The sequence below is a fragment of the Acinetobacter sp. I-MWF genome, assembly GCF_025433935.1.
Classification (GTDB): Bacteria; Pseudomonadota; Gammaproteobacteria; order Pseudomonadales; family Moraxellaceae; genus Acinetobacter; species Acinetobacter guillouiae.
The window spans coordinates 2,866,700-2,888,653 of sequence record NZ_JAMBAR010000001.1 but is presented as its reverse complement, the minus strand read 5'-3'; the positions used below and the strand labels follow the sequence as shown (position 1 = coordinate 2,888,653).

Here is a 21,954-nt window from a genome sequence, read left to right as displayed (position 1 = left end):
TAGGAGGTTAGGAAAATTGGCCTGCATCTGCCATATAGTCATCCATTGCATCATCCATACTCATATTTTCTGGCGGTGGTGCAACTTGAGTCGGTTGGGCAAGTCCACGATGATCCACGGCTTTTGCCGCTTTAGATTTGACTTGGTATTCAATATGAATAGATTCTTTACCAAAGTAATCACGTAATTTAGAAAGTAACTCATCCAATGGGGCAACTTTCCATTGTTGACCTAAATGTAACTCAGCCGTGGCATAGTCATAATCTAACTGAATCTGCATTGGAATGTGTTGACACATATCGACATTACAGAAAGGCAGTAAGATCTTTTGAATATCCGAGGCTAAGGTTTTCGTCATCACTTCAGTATTCAGTGTGATGGCAATGCTATTGGCACGCTTTTGTCGAATTTCATTGAGGGTGAATGCTTTGGTCAAACGACCCATAGGACGGTCGAAACCTTCACGTTCATAAATTTCACCTTCAATCACCACCACTTTTTCATTTTGAATAATGTCTTTAAAGCGTTGGAAGCGTTCATGATTCGCAGAGACTTCGATACGTGCTGTGCCGTCATCAAGGGTAATCATCATTCGATTTGGGAAATTGGCAATATCGACCACTAAACCAGCGAAAACGGTGGTTACACCACGGCGAGTAGGGGTTAATTCATTAATTTTATTTGGAATAAAGGATTTTAATTCTGCACGATAGACATCAATTGGATGACCTGTCAGATATAAACCCAATGTATCTTTTTCGCCTTTTAGACGCACTTCATCAGACCACGGTTTTACAGGTTTAGCTGGCTTACGTTGAACCTCTTCAACTTCACCAAATAAGTCCATAATGCCCGTTTCACGATTTGAACGTGCTTGTTCAGCGGCTTGGACGGCTTCTGGAAGTTGAGCCATTAAACTTGAACGTTCAATTCCCAAACAGTCCAGTGCACCAGCGCGAATCAATGCTTCCAATGTTCTTTTATTGATTTTCTTCAAATCTACACGGTGGCAGAAATCGAATAAATCTTTAAAAGGACCATCTTGCTCACGTGAATCAATCACGGATTGCATGGCTTGTTCGCCGACACCTTTAATTGCACCTAAGCCATAAATAATGGTGTTTACATCACTGGCATAGAATTGGTAGAACGACATATTTACCGATGGCGGCAACACCACTAAGTTGTTGATTCGGCAGTCATCAATTAAAAATACAATGTTATCTGTATTTTGCATTTCCGAAGACATGACCGCAGCCATAAATTCAGAAGGGTAATGTGCTTTTAACCAAGCCGTTTGATAGGCAACTAAAGCATACGCAGCGGCATGTGATTTGTTAAAACCATAGCCTGCGAATTTTTCCATATAGTCAAAGATATGGTTGGCTGTACCTTCATCAATATCTTTTTTCGCAGCACCTTCAATAAAGGTGGCACGTTGCTTGACCATTTCCTCGACTTTCTTTTTACCCATCGCACGACGAAGTAAATCTGCACCACCCAGTGTATAGCCAGCACAGAACTGTGCGGCTTGCATCACCTGTTCCTGATATACCATGATCCCATAAGTGGGTTCGAGTACACTTTCTAATAGCGGATGTAAGTATTCAAATTCACCACCATGCATACGATGGATAAAGTCAGGAATAAGGTCCATTGGACCCGGTCGATATAAAGATACGAAGGCAATAATTTCTTCAAATTTACTTGGACGTGCTTCTTTAAGCATTTTTTTCATGCCCACGGATTCAAACTGGAATACCGCGGTGGTATTTGCGTCAGCAAATACTGCATAGGATTTAGGATCGTCTAAAGGAATGTTTGAAATATTTAACGGCTTATCAGATTGAATACGCTTATTAATATTTTGAATCGCATCTTCAATTACAGTAAGGTTACGTAAGCCCAAGAAGTCGAATTTAACTAAGCCCGCAGCTTCTACATCATCTTTATCGAATTGGGCAACCCGTCCTGTACCATCAGCTTCACACAAAATTGCCGAATAATCGGTGATTTTGGTTGGTGCGATCACCACACCACCTGCGTGTTTACCTGTATTACGGGTAATGCCTTCAAGCTTGAGTGCCATTTCCCAGATTTCAGCAGCATCGTCATAATCTGGGTTGGATGGATTGGTCACAATATCTTTAAGTTGTGGTTCAGCCTCAATAGATTCTTCTAAGGTGAGTCCTAAAGGTTTAGTCGGAATCATTTTAGAAATACGATCTGCCAAACCGTAAGATTTACCTAAAACCCGTGCTACATCTCGAATCGCACCTTTAGCAGCCATGGTACCGAAGGTTGCAATCTGAGAAACCGCATCACGACCATAATGGCGTGCTACATAGTCAATGACCTTATCACGCCCAGCGATACAAAAATCGATATCAAAGTCAGGCATGGATACACGTTCTGGGTTTAAGAAGCGTTCAAAGAGTAGGTCATAACGCAGCGGGTCTAAGTCAGTAATTTTTAAACTATAAGCGACGAGTGAGCCTGCACCTGAACCACGACCGGGACCTACAGGAACCCCATTGTTTTTAGACCATTGAATAAAGTCCATGACGATGAGGAAGTAACCAGGGAAATCCATTTTATTGATAATGCCAAGCTCATAGGCCAGACGTTCATCATAAGGCTTACGAATTTCAGCCCAATCTTCATCACGTGTTTCAACAGGGTAAAGGAAGTCTAAGCGTTCTTCTAAACCAATTTCAGAAAGATGCTCAAAGTAAGAATGGATAGTATGACCTTCCGGAATTGGATAGTCTGGTAGATCATGAAATCCTAAACGGAGTGAAACGGTACAACGCTTTGCAATTTGTAAGGTGTTTTCTATGGCACTTGGAATATCTGCAAATAGCTTAATCATTTCAGCAGAGGTTTTAAAATATTGCTCAGGGCTGTAATGCTTAGGACGTTTACTATCGCCTAGAACATAACCATCTGCGATACAAACGCGTGCTTCATGTGCTTCATAATCTTCTGGTCTAACAAAATGCACATCATTATGTGCCACAACACCAATATTATATTTTGCAGCGAGTTTAACCGCTTCTTCATTGAAGCTTTCTTCTAATGGGCGACCTGTACGCGTCAGCGCTAAATAAACACGATTGCCAAATTTTTCGATCCATTGTTCTAACAGCGGTTCGGCTTTTTCAGGATAAGCTGCACAGAGCATTTCTCCCACATCACTATGTAGGCCCAAAAGTACAATGATGTCTTGAGACTGTTCAAGTACCCAATCTTTTTGTACACATGGAATCGAAAGCTGTTGTCCTTCAATAAAGCCGCGAGAGACAATTTCAGTCAGACCACGCCAGCCTTTATTGGTCATTGCCAGTAAGGTTGCTTTATGGTTTGCATCATTTAATCGAATTACACTGCCGAAAATAGGTTTAATCCCTTTCCCCAGCGATTTATTATAAAACTTAACTGCTGCATGCAGGTTGGATAGGTCTGTAATGGCTAAAGCAGGCATTTCATCAGATGCGGCAGCTTTAATCAGATCAGGTATACGTACGATCGATTCTGTAATCGAGAATTCGGTATGAATACCAAGATGAACAAACTGCATAGACCTATCCTATATGAAACTGTCGGCTATTTTATCACGCTTAAACTGTGATGTGCTGAAATAAAATGTTCTGGATGAATTATTGCTTTGTATTTAAGTGTTTGAAATATATTTAAATATACTGAATTTTTTTATTTTGGCTTTTAGTTGCATGATTAACCAGCAGTCAGCTTGAGTTGTGTGTTGATGGTCTTTTTTACATAGAAACGAATAATTTAAGCTTTATTTGAATGATATGGATTGAATGAAACAGGGCAATCCATTCAAGCTATTGTTATTGAATGGGACAAAGATACAGTGAGATTTTATCGGGTGATAAATGGGTTTAGCATGAATGAGCTTATTGGACGTTTTGATATCGCTATTTGCTTAGCTTACTTATTCTTATCGCACATGATCTAACTGATAAATAATAAAAGCCCTGACTATTATTCAGTTAGGGCTTTGTATATCTAAAAAAGTCGGGCTTATAATGCTTTTAAACGTTCTGAACCAATCCAATGTTTAGAGAATTGATATGCTGCACGCCCTGAGCGTTGACCACGAGCTTGACACCATCTTAATGCTTCAGCACGGACATCATCAGCAAAGGGCATGTCTGCTTTTGCTAAATAATGTTCCACAATTTCTAAATAAAGATTTTGATCCATTGGATAAAACGACAACCACATACCGAAACGATCTGATAATGAAATCTTTTCTTCGATGGCTTCTTGCGGATGCAACTCTTTATATTGCGGCACATCGACTTTGGTTACAGGCGTGTTTTCATGCATAAATTCAGGCAATAAATGACGACGGTTACTGGTTGCGTAAATCACAAAATTACTTGAGCCAGATTGTAGCGAGCCATCTAACACGCTTTTTAAACTACGGTAATTTTCATCTTCAGCATTAAATGCCAAGTCATCACAATAAACGATGAACTTTTCTGGGCGATCTTTAATAATTTTTTGAATTTCTGGCAAGTCAGACAAATCATCTCGTTCAATTTCAATTAAACGTAAGCCCTGTTCTGCATACTGGGTAAGTAAAGAACGGACAATGGATGATTTTCCTGTACCGCGTGAGCCAGTCAGTAAAATATCGTTGGCAGGTAAGCCGTGTAGAAATTGTTCAGTATTTTGTAAAATTTTAGCTTTCTGACGTTCAATCCCTTTAAGATCATCCAAATGCATTGCTTTCGGGTTATAAATCGCTTTGAGTTGTTTATCGTGCCACCTAAAAGCCACTGCTGCAAAGTCAGTATCTTGTTTCTTTTCAGGAAGGACTTGATGTAACTGATCAAGAACAGTGGATAATTTTTGGATGATATTGTCAGGTAAGTCGAAAGTTGCCATATCCGTTCGCTATTTTCAGAAATTACAATGTGTGGTTGATATTAGCACAGTAAATTTATTGAGCTAATCTCAATAGGCGATAATTGGAATCTAAAGCAAGAATTAAATGACTTATGGTAATTGATTATCTGGTTATTTTTCAGCATAGTTTATCGACAGGTATTTAAAAGTGTCGGATTAAAAATCAAAGGAATATTAGAAATGTTATTAGAACTCACTCAAGATTTAAATCCGCATCAGGCTTATCGTATTAAAAAACTAAAAAGAAAACTGAAACATGCAGAAAACTATGAAGAGTGGAAATCTATAGCGTTAAAACTGGATGAAGAAACGGGGGCACAGGAGTGGAAGCTAGATAATACCTCACCATATTTTGATGCTGAAATTATTTCCCATCGGTTAAATTTATTGCGCCGTTACCGTCTACAAAATCGCACCCAAGATTTGATGTATATCCTAAGAGAAGGATTTAGTCACGATGTTGCCAACATCGGACATCCGATGCTATTTGCACATACCTATGTTGGAACTAAAAAAATAATTGAAGATTATATCGATGAAGTGAGCAATAGCTTGGCATTCATTGCTTCAGAAAGTTGCCAAGCCTTATGTCATGAAAGCAAAAGGAAGTTTTTTGAAAACTGTGAAAAGGCCTATGGTCAGCCCGCACTGATGTTTTCAGGTGGAGCAACGTTAGGTTTATTTCATAGCGGTGTTTGTAAAGCATTAATGGAACAAGACTTAATGCCAAAAGTACTTTCTGGTTCAAGTGCTGGGGCAATCATGACGGCGATGCTGGGGGTAAATGAACCAGGTGAGATTCCAAACTTGCTCAGTGGCGACCAGTTTTATAGTGAAGCCTTTCACTTCCGTAGCTTCAAAGAATTAATCAAAGGCAATGGTGGTTTTGCTGATGTCCGATATCTTAAAAAGTTCTTGGTCGAAAATTTAGGTGATGTAACCTTTCAGGAGGCGTTTGAAAAATCAGGCTTAGATATCAATGTCACCGTTGCGCCTTACGATGTTTCCCAAGAAGATGTACGAATCATGAATAAATATACCTCACCAGATTTATTGGTCTGGAGTGCAGTATTGGCATCATGTGCTGTACCGGTTTTATTTCCACCTGTGCGTTTGATCAGTAAGCGTTACGATGGTGTACATACCCCTTATTTGGCAAATACGCGTTGGGTGGATGGCAGTGTCCGCAATGATTTCCCCCAAGAACGCATGTCACGTCTTTATAATTTGAATTACACCATTGCCAGTCAGGTTAATCCACATATTGTACCGTTTATGCAGAATGATGAAGAACGTTACCGTAGAGACTTACTGAGTTGGCCTGAACGTATAGTGCGTAGTCAAGGACGCATGGCTGCAATGGGGATCATGGACTTTGCCAGAGGCCGTATGGGACGAGTTCCTTCTATGCGTCGTTTACTCGATCACGGTTACGGAATTATTGACCAGCGCTACTATGGTGATGTCAATATTATTGGGGAGTATAGTCTGCGCCATTATAGCTATATGTTACAGAACCCACGCCCATATCTATTTAAGCTATTGCAACGAGAAGGTGAGCGTGCAACTTGGCCAAAAATTTCAAGTATAGAAACACATGCGCGTATTGGTAAAACAATCCAACATTGTCTAGAAGTTTTGAATCATCCAATGACGAAAGATATACCCGCAGAACAATTGACAGAAGTATGAGCCAAAGCAGAATTCTTCCAGTTGCATATAATTCAATCCAAAGTCAAAAATTGGGTCGCCGTATTTATCAAATTCAACAGGGACAGCAATGGTTTTGGTTGAAATTGCAGCTCAAAAATTCAAATCGCTGTTATCAACAGCACTTTTTCAATGAGCTGAACTGTTATAGCGAGTTGAATGCATTAGAGACTGAAACTCAACCTGTATTGTTAAACTTTTCAATATTTGATCCATTTCAGCAATTTAAAATTGATGAAGAGGTCATTGATCAAGCTTTATGGGTGGAAGATGCCCCAAAGCTTTTTCAGGATCTACCTGATCAACTTAGCTTGGCTGAAATTGGTAAGCGATTAATGCTCAGCTTAGATGTGCTTGAACATTTGCATGACTATGGTTATCTGCATGGTGATATCAAAGTTGAGCACTTTCGCGCTAAGGATGAGAAAAGTTATTTGATTGACTTTGAACAGGCTGTAAACACCGCTGAAGAGGCAAATTTAACAAATATCGCAACACATACAGCAACACCACGGTATATGGCACCAGAATTGTTTCATGCGCAACCAAAATCATTTCAATCCGATATTTATGCGTTGGGAATCGTTTGGTTGGAGTGGTTGACACAACAGCGCTTATCGGCAAAAAGCTATCAAGATTGGGCATTTTTACATTGTCAGCAGTTAAATGTAGTGTTACCAGAGCGATTTAAAATTTTTGAAATGGTTTTAACAGCGATGTTAATGAAAAAAACAGGGCAACGTTGCTCAAATATTTATCAAATAAAACAAGTATTAAGCCAAATTGTTTAAACAAAAAGCAGTATTTGCAACATTTGTTTTTTATTTAAACAAACGAGTGTCTTTTTCGAAAAAAGGGCTTGTCATAATAAAACGATCTCTATAATATACACAGCCATTGGGGACGTGGCGAAATTGGTAGACGCACTGGATTTAGGTTCCAGCGCCGCAAGGTGTGAGAGTTCGAGTCTCTCCGTCCCCACCAAGCAATTCATTTTGTGGTACTAAAACAAAATGAAGGGTTATAGAGGATTGGTGTAATGGTAGCATGACGGTCTCCAAAACCGTTCGTCAAGGTTCGAATCCTTGATCCTCTGCCAAGTTATTTAAAAGACTACAGCGTTAGTTTTTATTCGGGGACGTGGCGAAATTGGTAGACGCACTGGATTTAGGTTCCAGCGCCGCAAGGTGTGAGAGTTCGAGTCTCTCCGTCCCCACCAAATTTAAAAAAAGCATGATGAAAATCATGCTTTTTTTTATGCCTAAATTTTTATTCTAACTATGCTGTATCTTGATTAAAGGTTTCTTAGAATTAGAATTTTATCCAGATCAATAAAAAGACCTAAACGAAATCGTTTAGGTCTTTTCAAAGAGAAACTTCATTTAGACACTTACTAAGCTTTTAAGTGATCTTCAAATTCTTCACCGAGCTGCATTGCTAAGTTATTACCAGATAAATCACAAGTGACTAAACCATATTCTTTTTTAAAGCTGAAAGTAAATCCTTTTCCATCAGCTAAATTTTTTACTGAATAGCCTAATTTTTCTAACCAAATACGAAAAGCGATTAAATTCTTTGCCTTTACAACCTTTTTCACAGAAGATCTCCTTAATTCCTGCCTATAAATTTAATAGGGGTGATCATTAAATTTTTAAAGGGGAAATTTGATGAAACTTATTTTTTATATCAATATTTGAGCAATTTGAGAAATAAGGCTTTTGTATCAATGCGTATTTTTTTGCTGCCAATATGGATGAAATATGAATTTAATAAAAAATATTAAAATAAAACAATGGATTAATTAATCCTAAAAACTGTGTTTGTAATATTTTGATGCAAATATATAAGTTTAAAAAAGCAGAATTTTTCTCATTTTCACTGTGGTTAAATGTAAGTAAATTTAACAGAAGCATGGGGGATTACAGCTGTACAGGATGATGTAGGTCTAAGAAATCTAAAATATCGCTAAACAGTTGTATCTGATCTTTACCTAACGTCATGAGATGCCCAGTATTGGGATAACTTTTAATTTGTTTTTCTGTAGAATTCACATGATTGTAAATGGTTTGTGCACTGGATTGATAATGTGCATCATCTAACCCACCATACAATAAAAAGATAGGTGCGCGAATTAAAGAAATATCACTTATGGTTGCGGCAACAAATTGATGAAATGGCTGTAGTTGTATTGCTGCTTTATTTTCTAAGCTTTTTAAGTCTAAACCTGTATGGGGGTTTTCAAATTGGTGGAGATATTCAGCATAGTGTTTTAGTCGCTTAAAAAGATCATTTACACTTCGATTCTGTGGCGTAGACATGCTAATACATGCATCAATTGGAAAGTGCTCAGTGAGTTTTAACGATAAAATTGCACCTAAAGAAACCCCAATGACAGCAATATGCTTATAACCCTGATTTTCTAAGAATTGATAAGCATTATATGTATCTTGCCACCAATCCGCTGTCGTGTAATTGAGAAACTCATCAATCGTTAAACCATGTCCAGCGTAGCTAGGCGCATAGCAAGTGTAACCATGTTGATGCAGAAATTTTGCTAAGGCCTTCATATCTTGAATGGTACTGGTATAGGCATGTAATAACAGTACCGCCTGCTGCGATGCTTTTAAAAACAGAGGCTTAGGCTGGCGCAGTTTTAACATTGTGGGGACAATAATCGTGATTGCTTAAAAATGATCTTTCAATGCACGAATACGCGCAAATTCTTCAGCACTTTCGACACGTAAAAAAGGATTGGTTTCAAGCTCAAGTTCAATGGTGCTGGGCAAGGTGATTTTCCCATGTTCACGGAGCTGTTTGATTTCTTCGGCACGTTGTTGTATTGCTCGGTTCTCTGGCTCGATATGCAAAGCAAATTGTGCATTAGAAAGCGTATATTCATGGGTGCAGTAAACTTTGGTTCTTGGTGGTAAAGCAGCAAGGCGATTGAGAGAATGATAAAACTGTTCAGCAGTTCCTTCAAACATACGTCCACACCCCATAGCAAAAAGGGTATCACCACAGAAAACGCTGTCTAATGCATCAATAAAATAAACGACATGTCCTAGGGTGTGACCTGGTACAGAGATAATGTCGATGTTTAATCCATGAAATTCAAATTGATCATCGTGTTGCAGCGGGTAGGTAATAAAAGGAATGTGACTCAGTTCAGCGCGTGGCCCATAAACAGGAATATTATGATCTGCGATTAATTCTGGAACACCACCAATATGGTCTTTATGCCAGTGTGTGAGCCAAATTTGTTTTAAATTCAGCTGATGTTCAAGGCAATAATCTTCAACCAGCGATGCTTCTGTGGGGTCAATTGCAACGACATCGTGGCTGTGATTGTCTTCGATCAGCCAAATATAGTTTTGTAATTGATTTTTTACATCTATGACGTGAATTTTAAATTGCATCGTTGAATTCCATATATATGCTGATACAAATTTAATAGCAAAATTAGGCTATAGACAAGTTGGAAAGCTGATTGTGGGCATATTTATGTGAAAACATATGTAATTCGGCTGTACGGCATTCTATTTGATTGAACAAACAAGTTATGCCGTAGATTATGCTTTTAGAGAGTAGTATATAAACCACAATGCTATTCTTAATAAGACTTAACAAGCCATTCCTTGGCTGATTTCTAATTTACTGAGTTTGCCATTTTTAAAATTAAAATCGACATAACTGCGATAGCCTGTTTCAAATTCAGCAGGATTTTTTAAAAATTCTTTGGCTTCCGACGCAGTTAACATTAAAACATGGGTGCCAGTTTTGGCACTGTTTGGAAAGTCTTTTTTAAATTGATTGATGCTATACAGATTGGTGATGGGTTTGTTGTTAATCAAAACGGTGTCTGTCATCTTTTGTGCATTTGTCCAAGAAAGCCAAATTCGCCCTTTGGTCGTACCAAGTTGTTGAAAAGTATTTTTGCTTTTATAAAAAGCGTCAGATTTAATCTGTGGATTTTCTTCACTAAAAATGTCAAATGTTAGATTTTTTCCTGATGCAGTAGAGATTGAGTATTCATAGTTTCCTGTACATTCTGAAAATGTTTTTATAGGTTTTTGAGAGGTTTTTCCAAGCAATTTTTCAATTTGTGTTGCACTTACTGCTTGGTTGAGCTCGACACCATTAACTTTCACTGTGGTGGTGTAATCTTCTGAATGTTGCGCAGCAAAACTGCAAATAGGTAGCATAAGGAGCAACGGGGCGATGGTTTGGGTAAAATTATTCATTTCAAATATTTCTTAAGTTTTCTATAACATAATTAGTTATGACTGATTGATCAAGAGCAGATGATCAAATGAGTAGAATTAAAAAGGATTTATAAAATTTATAAGTATTTATATCTGTAGCTAACTCAAGAAATAAAAAATACCCTCAATAAGGAGGGTATGATTTTAGAAGTAAGAAGAATTGGAAATGGCAAGTAAGGATTATCGAAGCTTAGATAGCCAATTTCCAAGACTCTGTACAATTTGTACAAGGATCAATAAGACAATCACAGTAAGATAAACCACACTTTGATCGAAACGTTGATAACCATAAGAAATTGCTAAATCACCAATACCACCAGCGCCTACAGCACCCGCCATCGCTGTTGCACCAATCAAGCTAATGGTTGCTGTGGTAAGGCTCAGGATGAGTGAGCTACGAGATTCAGGGATAATAAATTTAAAAATAATCTGCCAAGGCGATGCACCCATTGCTTGTGCAGACTCAATAATCCCTTCATTTACTTCAAGCAATGATGTTTCTACAAGACGACCAATATAAGGACCAACATAAATGGTCAACGGTACAATCGCTGCCCAAGTACCAATAGTTGTACCCACGATCGCTTTGGTCAGTGGGAAAACCGCAATCAATAGGATAATGAAGGGTAGGGAACGTAGTGCATTGACGATAGGATTTAAAATCTGATAAACAGCGCGATTGGGTAAAATGCCATTAGGGCGAGTAACCAGCAAGGTAATTGCTTGAACAAAGCCCCAAATGGTACCAAACAGCATTGCAAAAATGACCATTTGAATGGTTTCTTGCATCGCTGTAACAAATTGGTCAATGCTTAAAGAGCTTTTCCAAAATGGTGCTGTGAGTGTAGTGAGCCATTGTACAATGAGTTCTCTCATAGTCTAACTCCTGACTGTTCCACCTTGACCCCATTTTTTTCAAAGAAATCTATGGTTTGGCGAATGCTTTCAGCATCTCCCAAAAGTTGTATAAACATTTGACCGATCACTGAACCATTAATTTCAGTCATATTGGCAAATAAAATATTTAAGCTGACATCAAATTGCTTAATTGCTGCTTGTACCACAGTCTCTTGCGCTGAAGTACCCAAAAATTGCAGACTATAAATACTTTTATGATTTTGATTTTCGAGATTGTTTAAGATATTAACAGGGAGCTGTTGCTGTAAAACGGTTTGAATAAAGTTTTTCGTCGTCGGATGTTGCGGTTGACTAAAAATTTCTAAGGTAGAACCAGTTTCAATCACTTTGCCTTGTTCCATGACCGCAACAAAATCACAAACAGATTCAATTACATCCATTTCATGCGTAACCATGACAATGGTAATCCCTTGCTCTTGATTAATCTTTTTAAGCAAAGCGAGAACAGATTTCGTGGTTTGTGGATCAAGTGCAGAGGTTGCTTCATCACAAAGTAAAATTTTTGGGTGGTTGGCCAAGGCTCGTGCAATACCGACACGTTGCTTTTGTCCTCCCGAGAGTTCATCTGGAAAAGCATCTTTTTTGTGCTTTAGATCAATAAACTCAAGTAACTCATTTAAACGTTTTTCACGTTGGTCTTTACTGACACCCAGCAACTTTAACGGCATTTCAATATTGTCAGCTACAGTTTTGGTTTGTAGTAAATTGAAATGCTGAAAAATCATGCCTATATTTGCACGTTCTTGACGTAATGCACGTGCATCAAGTGCCGTAAAGTCTTTTTGATTAATGATGACTTGTCCTTGGTTGGGACGCTCAAGCAAGTTAATCAAACGGATTAAGGTACTTTTACCTGCACCACTATAGCCGATAATGCCAAAAATACTGCCCGCTGGAATCTCAAGATTAATCTGATCCAGTGCACGTATGGTTTGACCTTTCAACTCATAGTGTTTTGAAATGTTTTTAAATTCAATCATATCGTCAAAAACTATAGCAAAAAGAAAAAACAGGCAAATTCACTTTGCCTGTTTTATGAGGGCCTGTAGACCTTTCATAAAAGAATGGTCAATAGACCTGATCCATTATAAAACTATTTTGATTCTGTAAGATAGCTTACAGGTTTATTCACATCAACTTTAGTTCCACCGAAGTGTTCTTGAACATATTTACCTACAGCAGGAACATGATATAACTCACCCACTTTTTTCAAAAGGGCATCGTCTTTACGTGCATCTGCAACAGCAAGTACGTTGACATTCATTTTGGTTGTTTGGTCAACTGGCTCATAATAAACCGAATCTTTAAGCACGTTTAAACCGCCTTCCATTGCTAAAGTATTACCTAAAACAATTGCATCAACTTCATCTTTAGCACGTACCGCAGTCGCCATTTGAATAGGTTTGATGACAATTTTCTTCGCATTTTCAGTAATATCAGCAGGTGTGCCTTTGACTAAATCAAAGCCATCTTTCAATTTGATAAGACCAGCGGATTGTAAAAGTAACAATGCGCGTGATTCATTTGCGCCATCATTTGGAATAGCAATGGTTGCGCCGTTGGCAAATTCTTCAACTTTTTTAATTTTACTAGAGTAAATGCCCATTGGCTCTAAATATGTTGTAGAGATTGGTGCAATTTTTTCTTTGTTTGATTGATTGAAAGCAACAAGATATGCATAAGATTGGAATGCATTAATATCGACTTCTTTGTTCGCAACAGCAGTATTCATTGCAACATAGTCAGTGAAGTTTTTAACTTCTAATTTAATTCCAGCTTGTTTTGTTTCTGGTAATGTTGCGATATAGCGCCAAATATCTGCATCTGAACCTGTAGAAGCCATGGTAACGACTTGTTCTTTACCTGCATCTGCTTGGGCAGCATCATTTTTTGGAGCTTCTTGTTTTCCACAAGCAGAAAGAGTGAGCACAGACGCGCTAAGTAAAACGCCAAACAGCTTTTTCATGAATAAGTCCTAAGTAGCAAATGCAGTAGAATTTTGTCCTTTGCATTCTCGATCATTTAAATCGAATTTTTAACATTTTGAAAATAAATAATGCGGTGACGTACTTGTCTGATTGCGCTATCTATATTCTTTACATTTGAGTATTAGCAGTATGTTTTAAAAGAATTTTAATTGTTTAAAACAGACTCTAAAGATTTGTTTATCATATCAATAAATGAAAATTATACATAGTGGCTACGTGTTGACATTGGGTAGCGATGTCGTTGTTTGAATATCAATGTTTTTATTAATTTAATAAAGAAAACAAATGCTTTTGTTGAATGTTAAACGATAAATGTTTAAATTTTATACTTATTCATAATATATAAATTTTTTAGGATTTATTATCTTTTTTTTGAATAAGTAAAATAAACTTAGATCTGTACCTACTAGTAGTGCATTGATAAATATTATTAGGGATTGCTAGGCGAAATGGGGGGATTTTATTCAAACAGTGATTGACATTGACACCGCTGTCATACTTTAGCATGGAGATCTTATCTAACTCAAAGAGATCGATAAATGAAATTAATCATCTTTCTTTTAAGCAGTTTTTTATTGCTAAATACTGCATATGCTCAAAATAATGTCTATATCATTCATGGTTATGGAGCAAAAGTGGATGATCATTGGTTTAATTATCTTGAGGAAAATTTACAAGATAAAAATACTAAAGTTGTAAAGATCGCATTGCCTAACTCCAGCAATCCAAAGCTTTTACAGTGGAAGCAAACCTTAAAAAATAATGTTGCTCAAATTGATCAGCATACATTTTTTGTTGCGCACAGTTTGGGATGTATTACACTGCTTGATTTTCTATCTGAATCTGATTTTCAACAGATAGGCGGTGTTGTCTGTGTATCTGGATTTTCGAATAAATTGGCAGTATTACCTCAACTGGATTCATATATCGCTGAGACGAATAAGGATTTTTCTTTTAAAAATAAAATATTGCATCGGAAGATGTTTATATCGAGTAATGATCAATATGTTCCAACTGATTTAAGTATCTCGCTGGCAGAAAAATTGGAGTTTCCATATGAAATTATTTCCAATGCTGGACATTTTCTAGCCAGTGATGGGTATCGGGAATTTCCTCAATTATTAGATTGGCTTCAAATGGTCATTGGTGGTGTTGAGGAGGTCGGTGATTCAAATGATTCAGTGAAAAATCAATCAAGGTAATTAATCTTATATTTATTATTCTGGAAGAGCATTACTCACTAAAGATTTACCAAATAAAAAACCCGCCTAGGCGGGTTTTACAACTCAATCGAGTTTAAGCATTTTCACGAACAATCGCACGGTAACCAATATCTTTACGGTATTGGACACCATCAAAAGTCACTTTTTGGCAAAGTTCCAAGGCTTTTGCTTGCGCTTCACCAATTGTGTTGCCTAACGCTGTTACGCAAAGTACACGACCGCCAGCAGTCACTACATCACCATTGGCATTGTTTGCTGTACCTGCATGGAAAATTTTCGCATCTGTCATTTGGGTATCTAAACCCGAAATCACGTCATCTTTGCTCGAAGTTTCAGGATAGCCTTTAGACGCAAGCACAATACCAACAGTTTTACGCTCATCCCACTCAGCTTCAGCGGGTAGGTTACCAGCAATACCGGCTTCAACTAAATCAACCAAAGAAGATTTTAAGCGCATCATGATCGGTTGAGTTTCTGGGTCACCAAAACGGCAGTTAAATTCAATGACACGAGGTTGTCCTTGCTCGTCGATCATCAAACCAGCATACAAGAAACCTGTATAAATATGACCATCAGCTTTCATACCATCTACGGTTGGACGCATGACTTCTTTCATGACTCTGTCAAAAACATCTGCAGTCACAACTGGGGCAGGGGAATATGCACCCATACCACCCGTATTTGGACCTTGGTCAGCTTCAAAGATACGTTTATGGTCTTGTGACGTTGCCATAGGAAGGATGTTGTCACCATCAATCATACAAATGAACGATGCTTCCTCACCATCAAGGAATTCTTCAATAACAACACGCGAACCTGCATCACCAAATTTATTGCCTGCAAGCATGTCATCAATTGCATCAAACGCTTCTTGATTGGTCATCGCAACAATGACGCCTTTACCCGCAGCAAGGCCATCTGCCTTAATTACGATTGGTGCGCCATTTTTTTCTACAAATGCTTTGGCTGCATCCACTTCAGTGAATACATCATAGAATGCTGTAGGAATGTTATGACGTTTTAAAAAGTGTTTGGCGAAAGCTTTAGAGCCTTCAAGTTGTGCTGCAAATTGGGTTGGTCCCCAAATTTTAAGGCCAGCTGCTCGTCCTGCATCAACCACACCATTTACAAGCGGTGCTTCAGGACCAACAATAATGAGGTCGACGGCATTATTTTTTGCAAAGTCGATAATGGCAGGGTTGTTGAGAATATCTAAAGCAACATTTTCACATTTATGTTCAGTTGCTGTACCCGCGTTTCCTGGTGCAACAAAAATTTTAGTGACTTGGTCGTCTTGCGCAATTTTCCATGCCAATGCATGTTCACGACCACCACTACCCAAAACTAATATGTTCATCTTATGTATCCTTTTTTAATCCCTCCCAACCTCCCTTTATATAGGAAGGGGTATCACGAATTTAAAGAGTCCTGTAGTTCGTGACAAGTCCCTCTTATGAAAAGAGGGACTTAGGGGGATTTTTAAATAATGATTTATTGTGAATTAGTGACGGAAATGACGCATACCCGTGAAGACCATTGCAATACCAGCTTCATCTGCTGCTGCAATTGTTTCTTCATCACGCATTGAACCACCTGGTTGAATAATACATTTGATACCGGCTTTTGCAGCGTTATCAATACCATCACGGAATGGGAAGAATGCATCAGATGCCATAACAGCACCTTCAACCACTAAACCTGCATGTTCAGCTTTGATCGCTGCGATACGTGCAGAGTTTACACGGCTCATTTGACCAGCACCGACACCAATGGTTTGACGGCCTTTAGCATAAACAATAGCATTGGATTTAACGTATTTGGCAACTTTCCAAGCAAAGATTAAATCATCAATTTCTGCTTCAGTAGGGGCACGCTTAGTCACTACTTTAAGATCATCTTTGGTGATCATGCCGAGGTCTTGGTCTTGAACCAATAAACCGCCATTGACTCGTTTATAATCGTATTGTGAAGCACGTTCATCAATTTTAGGAAGTTCGCCACATACCAGAACACGAACATTTTTCTTTGCGCCAGTTACTTCAAGTACGCCATCGGCAATACTTGGTGCAATAATCACTTCAACAAATTGACGGTCAACAATTGCTTGAGCTGTAACAACATCTAACTCACGGTTAAATGCAATGATGCCACCAAATGCTGATTCTGGGTCAGTTGCATAAGCAAGATCGTATGCAGCTTTAAGACCATCTAACGATACTGCAACACCACATGGATTTGCATGTTTAACAATGACGCACGCTGGTTTTGCAAATGATTTGACACATTCAAGTGCTGCATCTGTATCCGCGATATTGTTATAAGAAAGTTCTTTACCTTGTAACTGCTTAGCAGTTGAAACCGATGCTTCAGTTGCAGTCGATTCTACATAGAAAGCAGCGGATTGATGTGGATTTTCACCATAACGAAGATCTTGTACTTTATTTAACTGGGTATTGAAAGTACGAGCAAATTTATCAGCTTGACCGTCTTCTTTACCAACACGTGCACCGAGGTAAGAAGCAATCATGCCGTCATACTGGGCAGTATGTTCAAATGCTTTAACCGCTAAATCGAAACGAGTCGCATAAGATAAAGCACCATCCGCTTTAAGTTCTGCAATTACAGTTTCATAATCAGTTGCATTTACGATGATCCCCACTGAAGCATGGTTTTTCGCAGCTGCACGAACCATTGTTGGGCCACCAATGTCAATATTTTCAATTGCATCTGCAAGCGAGCAGTCTGGTTTAGCAACAGTAGCAGCAAAAGGATAAAGGTTTACGACAACGAGATCGATTGCATCGATGTTGTGTTCAGCCATGACAGCTTCGTCTAGACCACGACGAGCCAAAATGCCTCCATGAATTTTAGGATGCAGTGTTTTTACACGACCATCCATCATTTCTGGGAAGCCTGTGTGCTCTGAAACTTCAACTACAGCCACATTGTTGTCTTTAAGCAACTTATATGTACCGCCAGTAGATAAAATTTCCACCCCAAGAGCAACAAGGTTCTGGGCAAATTCAACGATCCCGGTTTTATCAGAAACAGAGATTAAAGCGCGTTTAATAGTCATGATCTTCGTCAACAGTTTTTAAGTCTAGAGATTGAACAGGTAGGCAAAATATAGGTAAAAAAAATGCCCACGCAAGCCGTGAGCATTTTATCATTTATTCACTCATTAAACCGTGAGCTTTTAACTTTTTGCGTAAAGTGCCACGGTTCAGTCCGAGAATCTCAGCAGCGCGAGTCTGATTCCCGCGTGTGTATTCTAAGACAACAGATAAAAGAGGTTTCTCCATTTCTGCTAGCACCATGTCGTACACTTGTGATGGTTGCTCACCTTGCAATTGTGCAAAATAGTGACGAACTGCGCGATCTACGTGAATACGAAGAGCGACGTCAGATTGTGCAGTAAAAATAGGAGATTTGCTATTCATGCGAGTTAATCCGAAAATCAAAATATTACTTGGGTAAAGTAATATATAAATGTGGTCTAAAAAAATCTGAGCTCCGTTTTAGATCCTAAAACGGTTGGCTCTAAAACAAGAACAATTAGCTTGCCACAAATCGTCGAGTTGAGTGAAAAATAAGCGTAACAATAGATTAATATTTGTTACAACACTCTTTTAAACAAAAAAATGTTCTACTTGCGCGATATTGGATATAAAGCACATAACAAAACAGTATTTTTTTTGAAAAAATGCGAGGAGTTTGCAGGACAAAGCTTTCGTGGCGCGTATGATACCATTGTCTAAGAAAAAATGAGCAAGAAAACTACATTTTTTTTCATTTTTTTATAATTTTTTTTAATTTTAAGGGTGAATAATGTCTAATTGGTACTGATCAAAACTTTTTCTTGGCTCTGTAACAACAAATTTAAAAGGATATGGGCTATTTTTAGGAATACGCTTAATTCCAACTAAACTTTCAATCAGATATTGCTCAGGTGTAATCACATGTGTAGCAATGACCTTATTTTGAGCTTTTAAGGTGACTCTTATTAATGGTAACTCTAAGCTTTTAGAATATTGGTTATTGAGTTGACCTGAGAATTGCGTCTCGTCTCTACCAAGTGCTTTAACTTTAAGGTGACTAATCACAATTTGTTTATAGCGTTGATCAACAGTATCACACTGTAAGACGGCACAGGTTTGGGTAAAAACAGTATTTAAAAACGGATAACGATCAGTTAAGTTGGGATTAAACCAAAGGATTTGAAATAATAAAATGCTGAGTAAAGCAAGATTGATCAAGCTCCAAGCCAGATAATAAAACGTACTTTTGGGTTTTACTAAATGTTGCCCGTGGTTATTTAAACCTTGTGATAGGTTTAAGCTTGGAATGTTATTGACCGGTTCATTGTTGAAATAATTCAAATTGTTTAAGTATGTTCTTAAATCAATATTGGAGTTTTCAATTTTACGATTAAAAATATCTAAGACATTGGTTTCGATTTGTCGTTTCGTCGTAATGAGATTTTGTGCCTGATTTTGCACGACAGTCTCAGGATCGATCTTGGGTTGAGCAGGTTGACTGTTTTGTAGATGGATTAATGCATTAAAATTATGTGAACATTTCGGACAACAAACCATACCCTGCGCAACAGTGAGTTGCGTAACTGATACTTTATAAACTGAAGCACAATTTGGGCATCGGGTTTGTTTTTCGGTCATAAATATTTATATTTTCATAGATTAAACAGCCTTACGCGACCCAGAAATTCTGCACCAGGTTTCTTCACGCTTCTCGACTTCTACTATATCAAAAAATTCAGAATAAATACTAGAAACATCAGTAACTTGCTCTTCAATTACACCAGCAAGTGCGAACTCTCCCTCAGATTTAATCAAAGTTGAGAATTCTTTAGCAAGTGACATAAGTGGGCCTGCCAGAATATTTGCAACTAAAATATCCGCCTGTTGGTTTTTAAATTCTGCATTGAACTCTTCAGGTAATCCAACATAAAGATTTTCAAGAACACCATTCAGCTCAGCATTTTGTTTGGTTGCCAAGACGGCTTGTGGATCGATATCTGTTGCATAGACTTTCTTTGCACCTAAAAGCAGTGCTGCAACACCGAGGATGCCTGAACCACAACCATAATCAATCACGACTTTATCTTTAACATCGGTTTTGCCTAACCATTGTAGACAAAGGAAAGTAGATGCATGGTTACCCGTACCAAATGCTAAGCCTGGATCAAGTTTGATATTGACTGCATCCGCTTCTGGTGGCTCTATCCATTCAGGTACGATCCAATACTTTTCACCAATTTGAATTGGTTCATAGTAATCCATCCAAGAACGCTCCCATACTTGGTCTTCAAGAAATTCACTGCGCATCGGTTCAGTTGGGAGTTGGGTGCGAATAAATGTTTCTAGTGCTGTTACATCAATGTCTTCGCCTTCTTCTTGCGCGTAGATTCCTGTAACAATCACTTTATTCCACAGCGGAGTTTCACCTGGGAGTGGTTCAAGCAAGTCTTGGTTTTCAGCATCATCTAATGTCACGCTGACTGCGCCTAAAGAACTTAACAAGGTTTCAGTAAATTCAACTTGAGCTTGTTCTACAGTAATATGAATTTGTAACCACTTCACGGCAAAGACCTAAATCGTTTTCTTAAAGGCAGTATTGTAGCCGAAACTGGGAAGTTACGCTTATATTCAGTAGCAAAATAAAAAATGGATGCTTAAGCATCCATTTTAGTTGAGGCATATGATGGCTTTATATCGCAGGTTCAGTTTCAGTTGCTGCACGTCTTGAAATTAAGGCACCAAAAATAGCAGCAAAAATATACATAAAGATTGAGTAAACCGCGGCAGGCATTGCGACAGTAGAATTTGCAATGACAGTCAATGCAATCGTCATGGCTAAGGTACTATTATGAATGCCGATCTCAAATGCACATGCGCGTGCTTGAGCACTATTAATACCGAGCAATCTTGGAACAAAGTAGCCAATAACCAGACTGCAAATACAGAAAATCACCGTGGCTAGGCCGACTTGAGTTAGGTATTCCATGATATGTGCACGTTCTTTGGTGATTGCCCCAATAATAATGAGAATCAAAAACACCACTGAAAAAATTCGCAAAGGTTTACTTAATTTTTCAGTAAAGTGTGGTGCATAATGTCGAATGAGCATGCCGATACACACAGGAATTAAAATAATTGCAAAGACTTGCAGTATTTTACTGAACTGCATGGTGATTTGTTGCCCATCATTCATAAAGTACTGAATCGAAAAGTTTACGATCAAAGGCAAGGTGAAGGCAGCAATGACCGAGTTAATTGCAGTTAAGGTAATATTAAGTGCAATGTCACCTTTAAATAAATAGCTAAATAGATTGGCGGTACTTCCTCCAGGTGAGGCTGCAAGCAACATTAAACCTACGGCAAGCAAAGGCGGGAGTGCAAGCACCTTACAAATGATAAAAGCGATACCGACCAAAAGTACCAATTGACAGAATAACGCAATCAATACAGCTTTAGGGTGTTTAGAAACTCGCGCAAAATCTTTTGGAGTAAGTTCTAAACCTAGTCCAATCATAATAATGGCGAGAGCGAGGGGAAGCATTATGGTAATTATCCCTGAATCCATAGTTTCATCCTTTTTGTTGTTTTACATTAGGGTCTGTTGACATTTCATAAATGGCTTGCGTTGTAGGCGAAAATTGAGCAGGCAAGGCAGAAAACGAAGAGAATAGCGAGACTATTTTCGAGTTTTATAACGAAGACTGAGATAATTTTAGCCACAACCCTTCGGGACTAGCGTGTTTTTTGCCGCTACGTCGTTACGAATTACTCATTTAGAATGACTAAATTTCATATTTCGCGCCTAGTATCGCCTAAAAAATACACGTAGTCGCAAACATAGACGATTTGTCAACAGACCCTGATTCAATATGTG

Annotated in this window: 18 protein-coding genes and 3 tRNA genes; 6 read left to right on the top strand and 15 right to left on the bottom strand. The window is 38.2% G+C overall.

All coding sequences use genetic code 11. The features are described 5' to 3' along the window. Positions 1 to 7: 7 nt before the first annotated feature. Positions 8 to 3,580, bottom strand: coding sequence for a DNA polymerase III subunit alpha (gene dnaE, locus M2R48_RS13425; RefSeq protein ID WP_004822504.1), 3,573 nt, complete (start codon positions 3,578 to 3,580; stop codon positions 8 to 10). A gap of 467 nt (positions 3,581 to 4,047) precedes the next feature. Continuing rightward, complete coding sequence (locus tag M2R48_RS13420) at positions 4,048 to 4,920, bottom strand: ATP-binding protein (RefSeq protein WP_034618149.1); 873 nt, start codon at positions 4,918 to 4,920, stop codon at positions 4,048 to 4,050. Positions 4,921 to 5,121: 201 nt separating this feature from the next. Between M2R48_RS13420 and M2R48_RS13415 the strand changes: the two genes are divergently transcribed. From M2R48_RS13415 to M2R48_RS13395, 5 genes are all read left to right on the top strand, one after another. Further along, entirely contained in the window at positions 5,122 to 6,633 is a 1,512-nt protein-coding gene (locus M2R48_RS13415; protein ID WP_262086421.1) for a DUF3336 domain-containing protein, read from the top strand. Next, positions 6,630 to 7,442 (top strand): protein kinase domain-containing protein, encoded by an 813-nt coding sequence (locus tag M2R48_RS13410; protein WP_262086420.1) that lies wholly within the window; start codon positions 6,630 to 6,632, stop codon positions 7,440 to 7,442. Before M2R48_RS13415 ends, M2R48_RS13410 begins: the two co-directional genes overlap by 4 nt. A gap of 108 nt (positions 7,443 to 7,550) precedes the next feature. Continuing rightward, positions 7,551 to 7,635: transfer RNA gene (locus tag M2R48_RS13405), tRNA-Leu, on the top strand. A gap of 41 nt (positions 7,636 to 7,676) precedes the next feature. After that, positions 7,677 to 7,750: transfer RNA gene (locus M2R48_RS13400), tRNA-Trp, on the top strand. 35 nt (positions 7,751 to 7,785) lie between these two features. Next, a tRNA-Leu gene (locus M2R48_RS13395) sits at positions 7,786 to 7,870 on the top strand. Positions 7,871 to 8,044: 174 nt separating this feature from the next. Here M2R48_RS13395 and M2R48_RS13390 read toward each other — a convergent pair. From M2R48_RS13390 to M2R48_RS13360, 7 genes are all read right to left on the bottom strand, one after another. Then, positions 8,045 to 8,248 (bottom strand): hypothetical protein, encoded by a 204-nt coding sequence (locus M2R48_RS13390; protein WP_004719296.1) that lies wholly within the window; start codon positions 8,246 to 8,248, stop codon positions 8,045 to 8,047. A gap of 322 nt (positions 8,249 to 8,570) precedes the next feature. Continuing rightward, on the bottom strand, positions 8,571 to 9,311 hold the full coding sequence (locus M2R48_RS13385) for an alpha/beta hydrolase (RefSeq protein ID WP_262086419.1): 741 nt from the start codon (positions 9,309 to 9,311) through the stop codon (positions 8,571 to 8,573). 24 nt (positions 9,312 to 9,335) lie between these two features. Continuing rightward, positions 9,336 to 10,067, bottom strand: a complete 732-nt coding sequence (gene gloB, locus M2R48_RS13380) for a hydroxyacylglutathione hydrolase (protein ID WP_262086418.1) — start codon at positions 10,065 to 10,067, stop codon at positions 9,336 to 9,338. A gap of 204 nt (positions 10,068 to 10,271) precedes the next feature. Continuing rightward, positions 10,272 to 10,892 (bottom strand): hypothetical protein, encoded by a 621-nt coding sequence (locus tag M2R48_RS13375; RefSeq protein ID WP_262086417.1) that lies wholly within the window; start codon positions 10,890 to 10,892, stop codon positions 10,272 to 10,274. A gap of 201 nt (positions 10,893 to 11,093) precedes the next feature. Further along, positions 11,094 to 11,789 carry a methionine ABC transporter permease gene (locus tag M2R48_RS13370; RefSeq protein WP_004719300.1) on the bottom strand — a complete coding sequence of 232 codons (696 nt, stop codon included), beginning with the start codon at positions 11,787 to 11,789 and terminating at the stop codon, positions 11,094 to 11,096. Beyond that, positions 11,786 to 12,811, bottom strand: a complete 1,026-nt coding sequence (locus tag M2R48_RS13365) for a methionine ABC transporter ATP-binding protein (protein ID WP_004719301.1) — start codon at positions 12,809 to 12,811, stop codon at positions 11,786 to 11,788. The genes M2R48_RS13370 and M2R48_RS13365 overlap by 4 nt, the downstream gene beginning before the upstream one ends. A gap of 113 nt (positions 12,812 to 12,924) precedes the next feature. Further along, complete coding sequence (locus M2R48_RS13360; protein WP_004719302.1) at positions 12,925 to 13,797, bottom strand: MetQ/NlpA family ABC transporter substrate-binding protein; 873 nt, start codon at positions 13,795 to 13,797, stop codon at positions 12,925 to 12,927. A gap of 561 nt (positions 13,798 to 14,358) precedes the next feature. Between M2R48_RS13360 and M2R48_RS13355 the strand changes: the two genes are divergently transcribed. Further along, complete coding sequence (locus M2R48_RS13355; protein WP_262086416.1) at positions 14,359 to 15,021, top strand: RBBP9/YdeN family alpha/beta hydrolase; 663 nt, start codon at positions 14,359 to 14,361, stop codon at positions 15,019 to 15,021. Positions 15,022 to 15,115: 94 nt separating this feature from the next. Here the strand turns inward: M2R48_RS13355 and purD are convergent, their stop codons facing one another. The 6 genes from purD to M2R48_RS13325 all read right to left on the bottom strand — a co-directional run bounded on the left by purD (position 15,116) and on the right by M2R48_RS13325 (position 21,645). Next, the gene (gene purD, locus M2R48_RS13350) at positions 15,116 to 16,399 is read right to left on the bottom strand and encodes a phosphoribosylamine--glycine ligase (RefSeq protein WP_262086415.1); all 1,284 of its coding nucleotides are present in this window, start codon (positions 16,397 to 16,399) and stop codon (positions 15,116 to 15,118) included. A gap of 144 nt (positions 16,400 to 16,543) precedes the next feature. Further along, positions 16,544 to 18,118 (bottom strand): bifunctional phosphoribosylaminoimidazolecarboxamide formyltransferase/IMP cyclohydrolase, encoded by a 1,575-nt coding sequence (gene purH / locus M2R48_RS13345; RefSeq protein ID WP_262086414.1) that lies wholly within the window; start codon positions 18,116 to 18,118, stop codon positions 16,544 to 16,546. Between the two features lie 94 nt (positions 18,119 to 18,212). After that, positions 18,213 to 18,482 carry a DNA-binding transcriptional regulator Fis gene (gene fis / locus M2R48_RS13340; protein ID WP_001086304.1) on the bottom strand — a complete coding sequence of 90 codons (270 nt, stop codon included), beginning with the start codon at positions 18,480 to 18,482 and terminating at the stop codon, positions 18,213 to 18,215. 375 nt (positions 18,483 to 18,857) lie between these two features. Then, positions 18,858 to 19,718: a zinc-ribbon and DUF3426 domain-containing protein gene (locus M2R48_RS13335; RefSeq protein WP_262086413.1), complete on the bottom strand. Its 861-nt coding sequence runs from the start codon at positions 19,716 to 19,718 to the stop codon at positions 18,858 to 18,860. A 21-nt stretch (positions 19,719 to 19,739) separates the two neighbouring features. Next, complete coding sequence (prmA, locus tag M2R48_RS13330; RefSeq protein ID WP_056511947.1) at positions 19,740 to 20,642, bottom strand: 50S ribosomal protein L11 methyltransferase; 903 nt, start codon at positions 20,640 to 20,642, stop codon at positions 19,740 to 19,742. A 127-nt stretch (positions 20,643 to 20,769) separates the two neighbouring features. Next, positions 20,770 to 21,645 (bottom strand): bile acid:sodium symporter family protein, encoded by an 876-nt coding sequence (locus M2R48_RS13325; protein ID WP_262086412.1) that lies wholly within the window; start codon positions 21,643 to 21,645, stop codon positions 20,770 to 20,772. Positions 21,646 to 21,954: the final 309 nt, after the last annotated feature.

Bases quoted from the DNA above. Each gene is read 5' to 3' on its own strand.
- M2R48_RS13415 (WP_262086421.1), top strand. From the start codon at position 5,122: ATGTTATTAGAACTCACTCAAGATTTAAATCCGCATCAGGCTTATCGT.
- gloB (WP_262086418.1), bottom strand. From the start codon at position 10,067: ATGCAATTTAAAATTCACGTCATAGATGTAAAAAATCAATTACAAAAC.
- purH (WP_262086414.1), bottom strand. From the start codon at position 18,118: ATGACTATTAAACGCGCTTTAATCTCTGTTTCTGATAAAACCGGGATC.
- M2R48_RS13365 (WP_004719301.1), bottom strand. From the start codon at position 12,811: ATGATTGAATTTAAAAACATTTCAAAACACTATGAGTTGAAAGGTCAA.
- purD (WP_262086415.1), bottom strand. From the start codon at position 16,399: ATGAACATATTAGTTTTGGGTAGTGGTGGTCGTGAACATGCATTGGCA.
- M2R48_RS13325 (WP_262086412.1), bottom strand. From the start codon at position 21,645: ATGGATTCAGGGATAATTACCATAATGCTTCCCCTCGCTCTCGCCATT.
- M2R48_RS13385 (WP_262086419.1), bottom strand. From the start codon at position 9,311: ATGTTAAAACTGCGCCAGCCTAAGCCTCTGTTTTTAAAAGCATCGCAG.
- M2R48_RS13420 (WP_034618149.1), bottom strand. From the start codon at position 4,920: ATGGCAACTTTCGACTTACCTGACAATATCATCCAAAAATTATCCACT.
- M2R48_RS13410 (WP_262086420.1), top strand. From the start codon at position 6,630: ATGAGCCAAAGCAGAATTCTTCCAGTTGCATATAATTCAATCCAAAGT.
- M2R48_RS13335 (WP_262086413.1), bottom strand. From the start codon at position 19,718: ATGACCGAAAAACAAACCCGATGCCCAAATTGTGCTTCAGTTTATAAA.
- M2R48_RS13370 (WP_004719300.1), bottom strand. From the start codon at position 11,789: ATGAGAGAACTCATTGTACAATGGCTCACTACACTCACAGCACCATTT.
- M2R48_RS13355 (WP_262086416.1), top strand. From the start codon at position 14,359: ATGAAATTAATCATCTTTCTTTTAAGCAGTTTTTTATTGCTAAATACT.
- M2R48_RS13360 (WP_004719302.1), bottom strand. From the start codon at position 13,797: ATGAAAAAGCTGTTTGGCGTTTTACTTAGCGCGTCTGTGCTCACTCTT.
- fis (WP_001086304.1), bottom strand. From the start codon at position 18,482: ATGAATAGCAAATCTCCTATTTTTACTGCACAATCTGACGTCGCTCTT.
- dnaE (WP_004822504.1), bottom strand. From the start codon at position 3,580: ATGCAGTTTGTTCATCTTGGTATTCATACCGAATTCTCGATTACAGAA.
- M2R48_RS13375 (WP_262086417.1), bottom strand. From the start codon at position 10,892: ATGAATAATTTTACCCAAACCATCGCCCCGTTGCTCCTTATGCTACCT.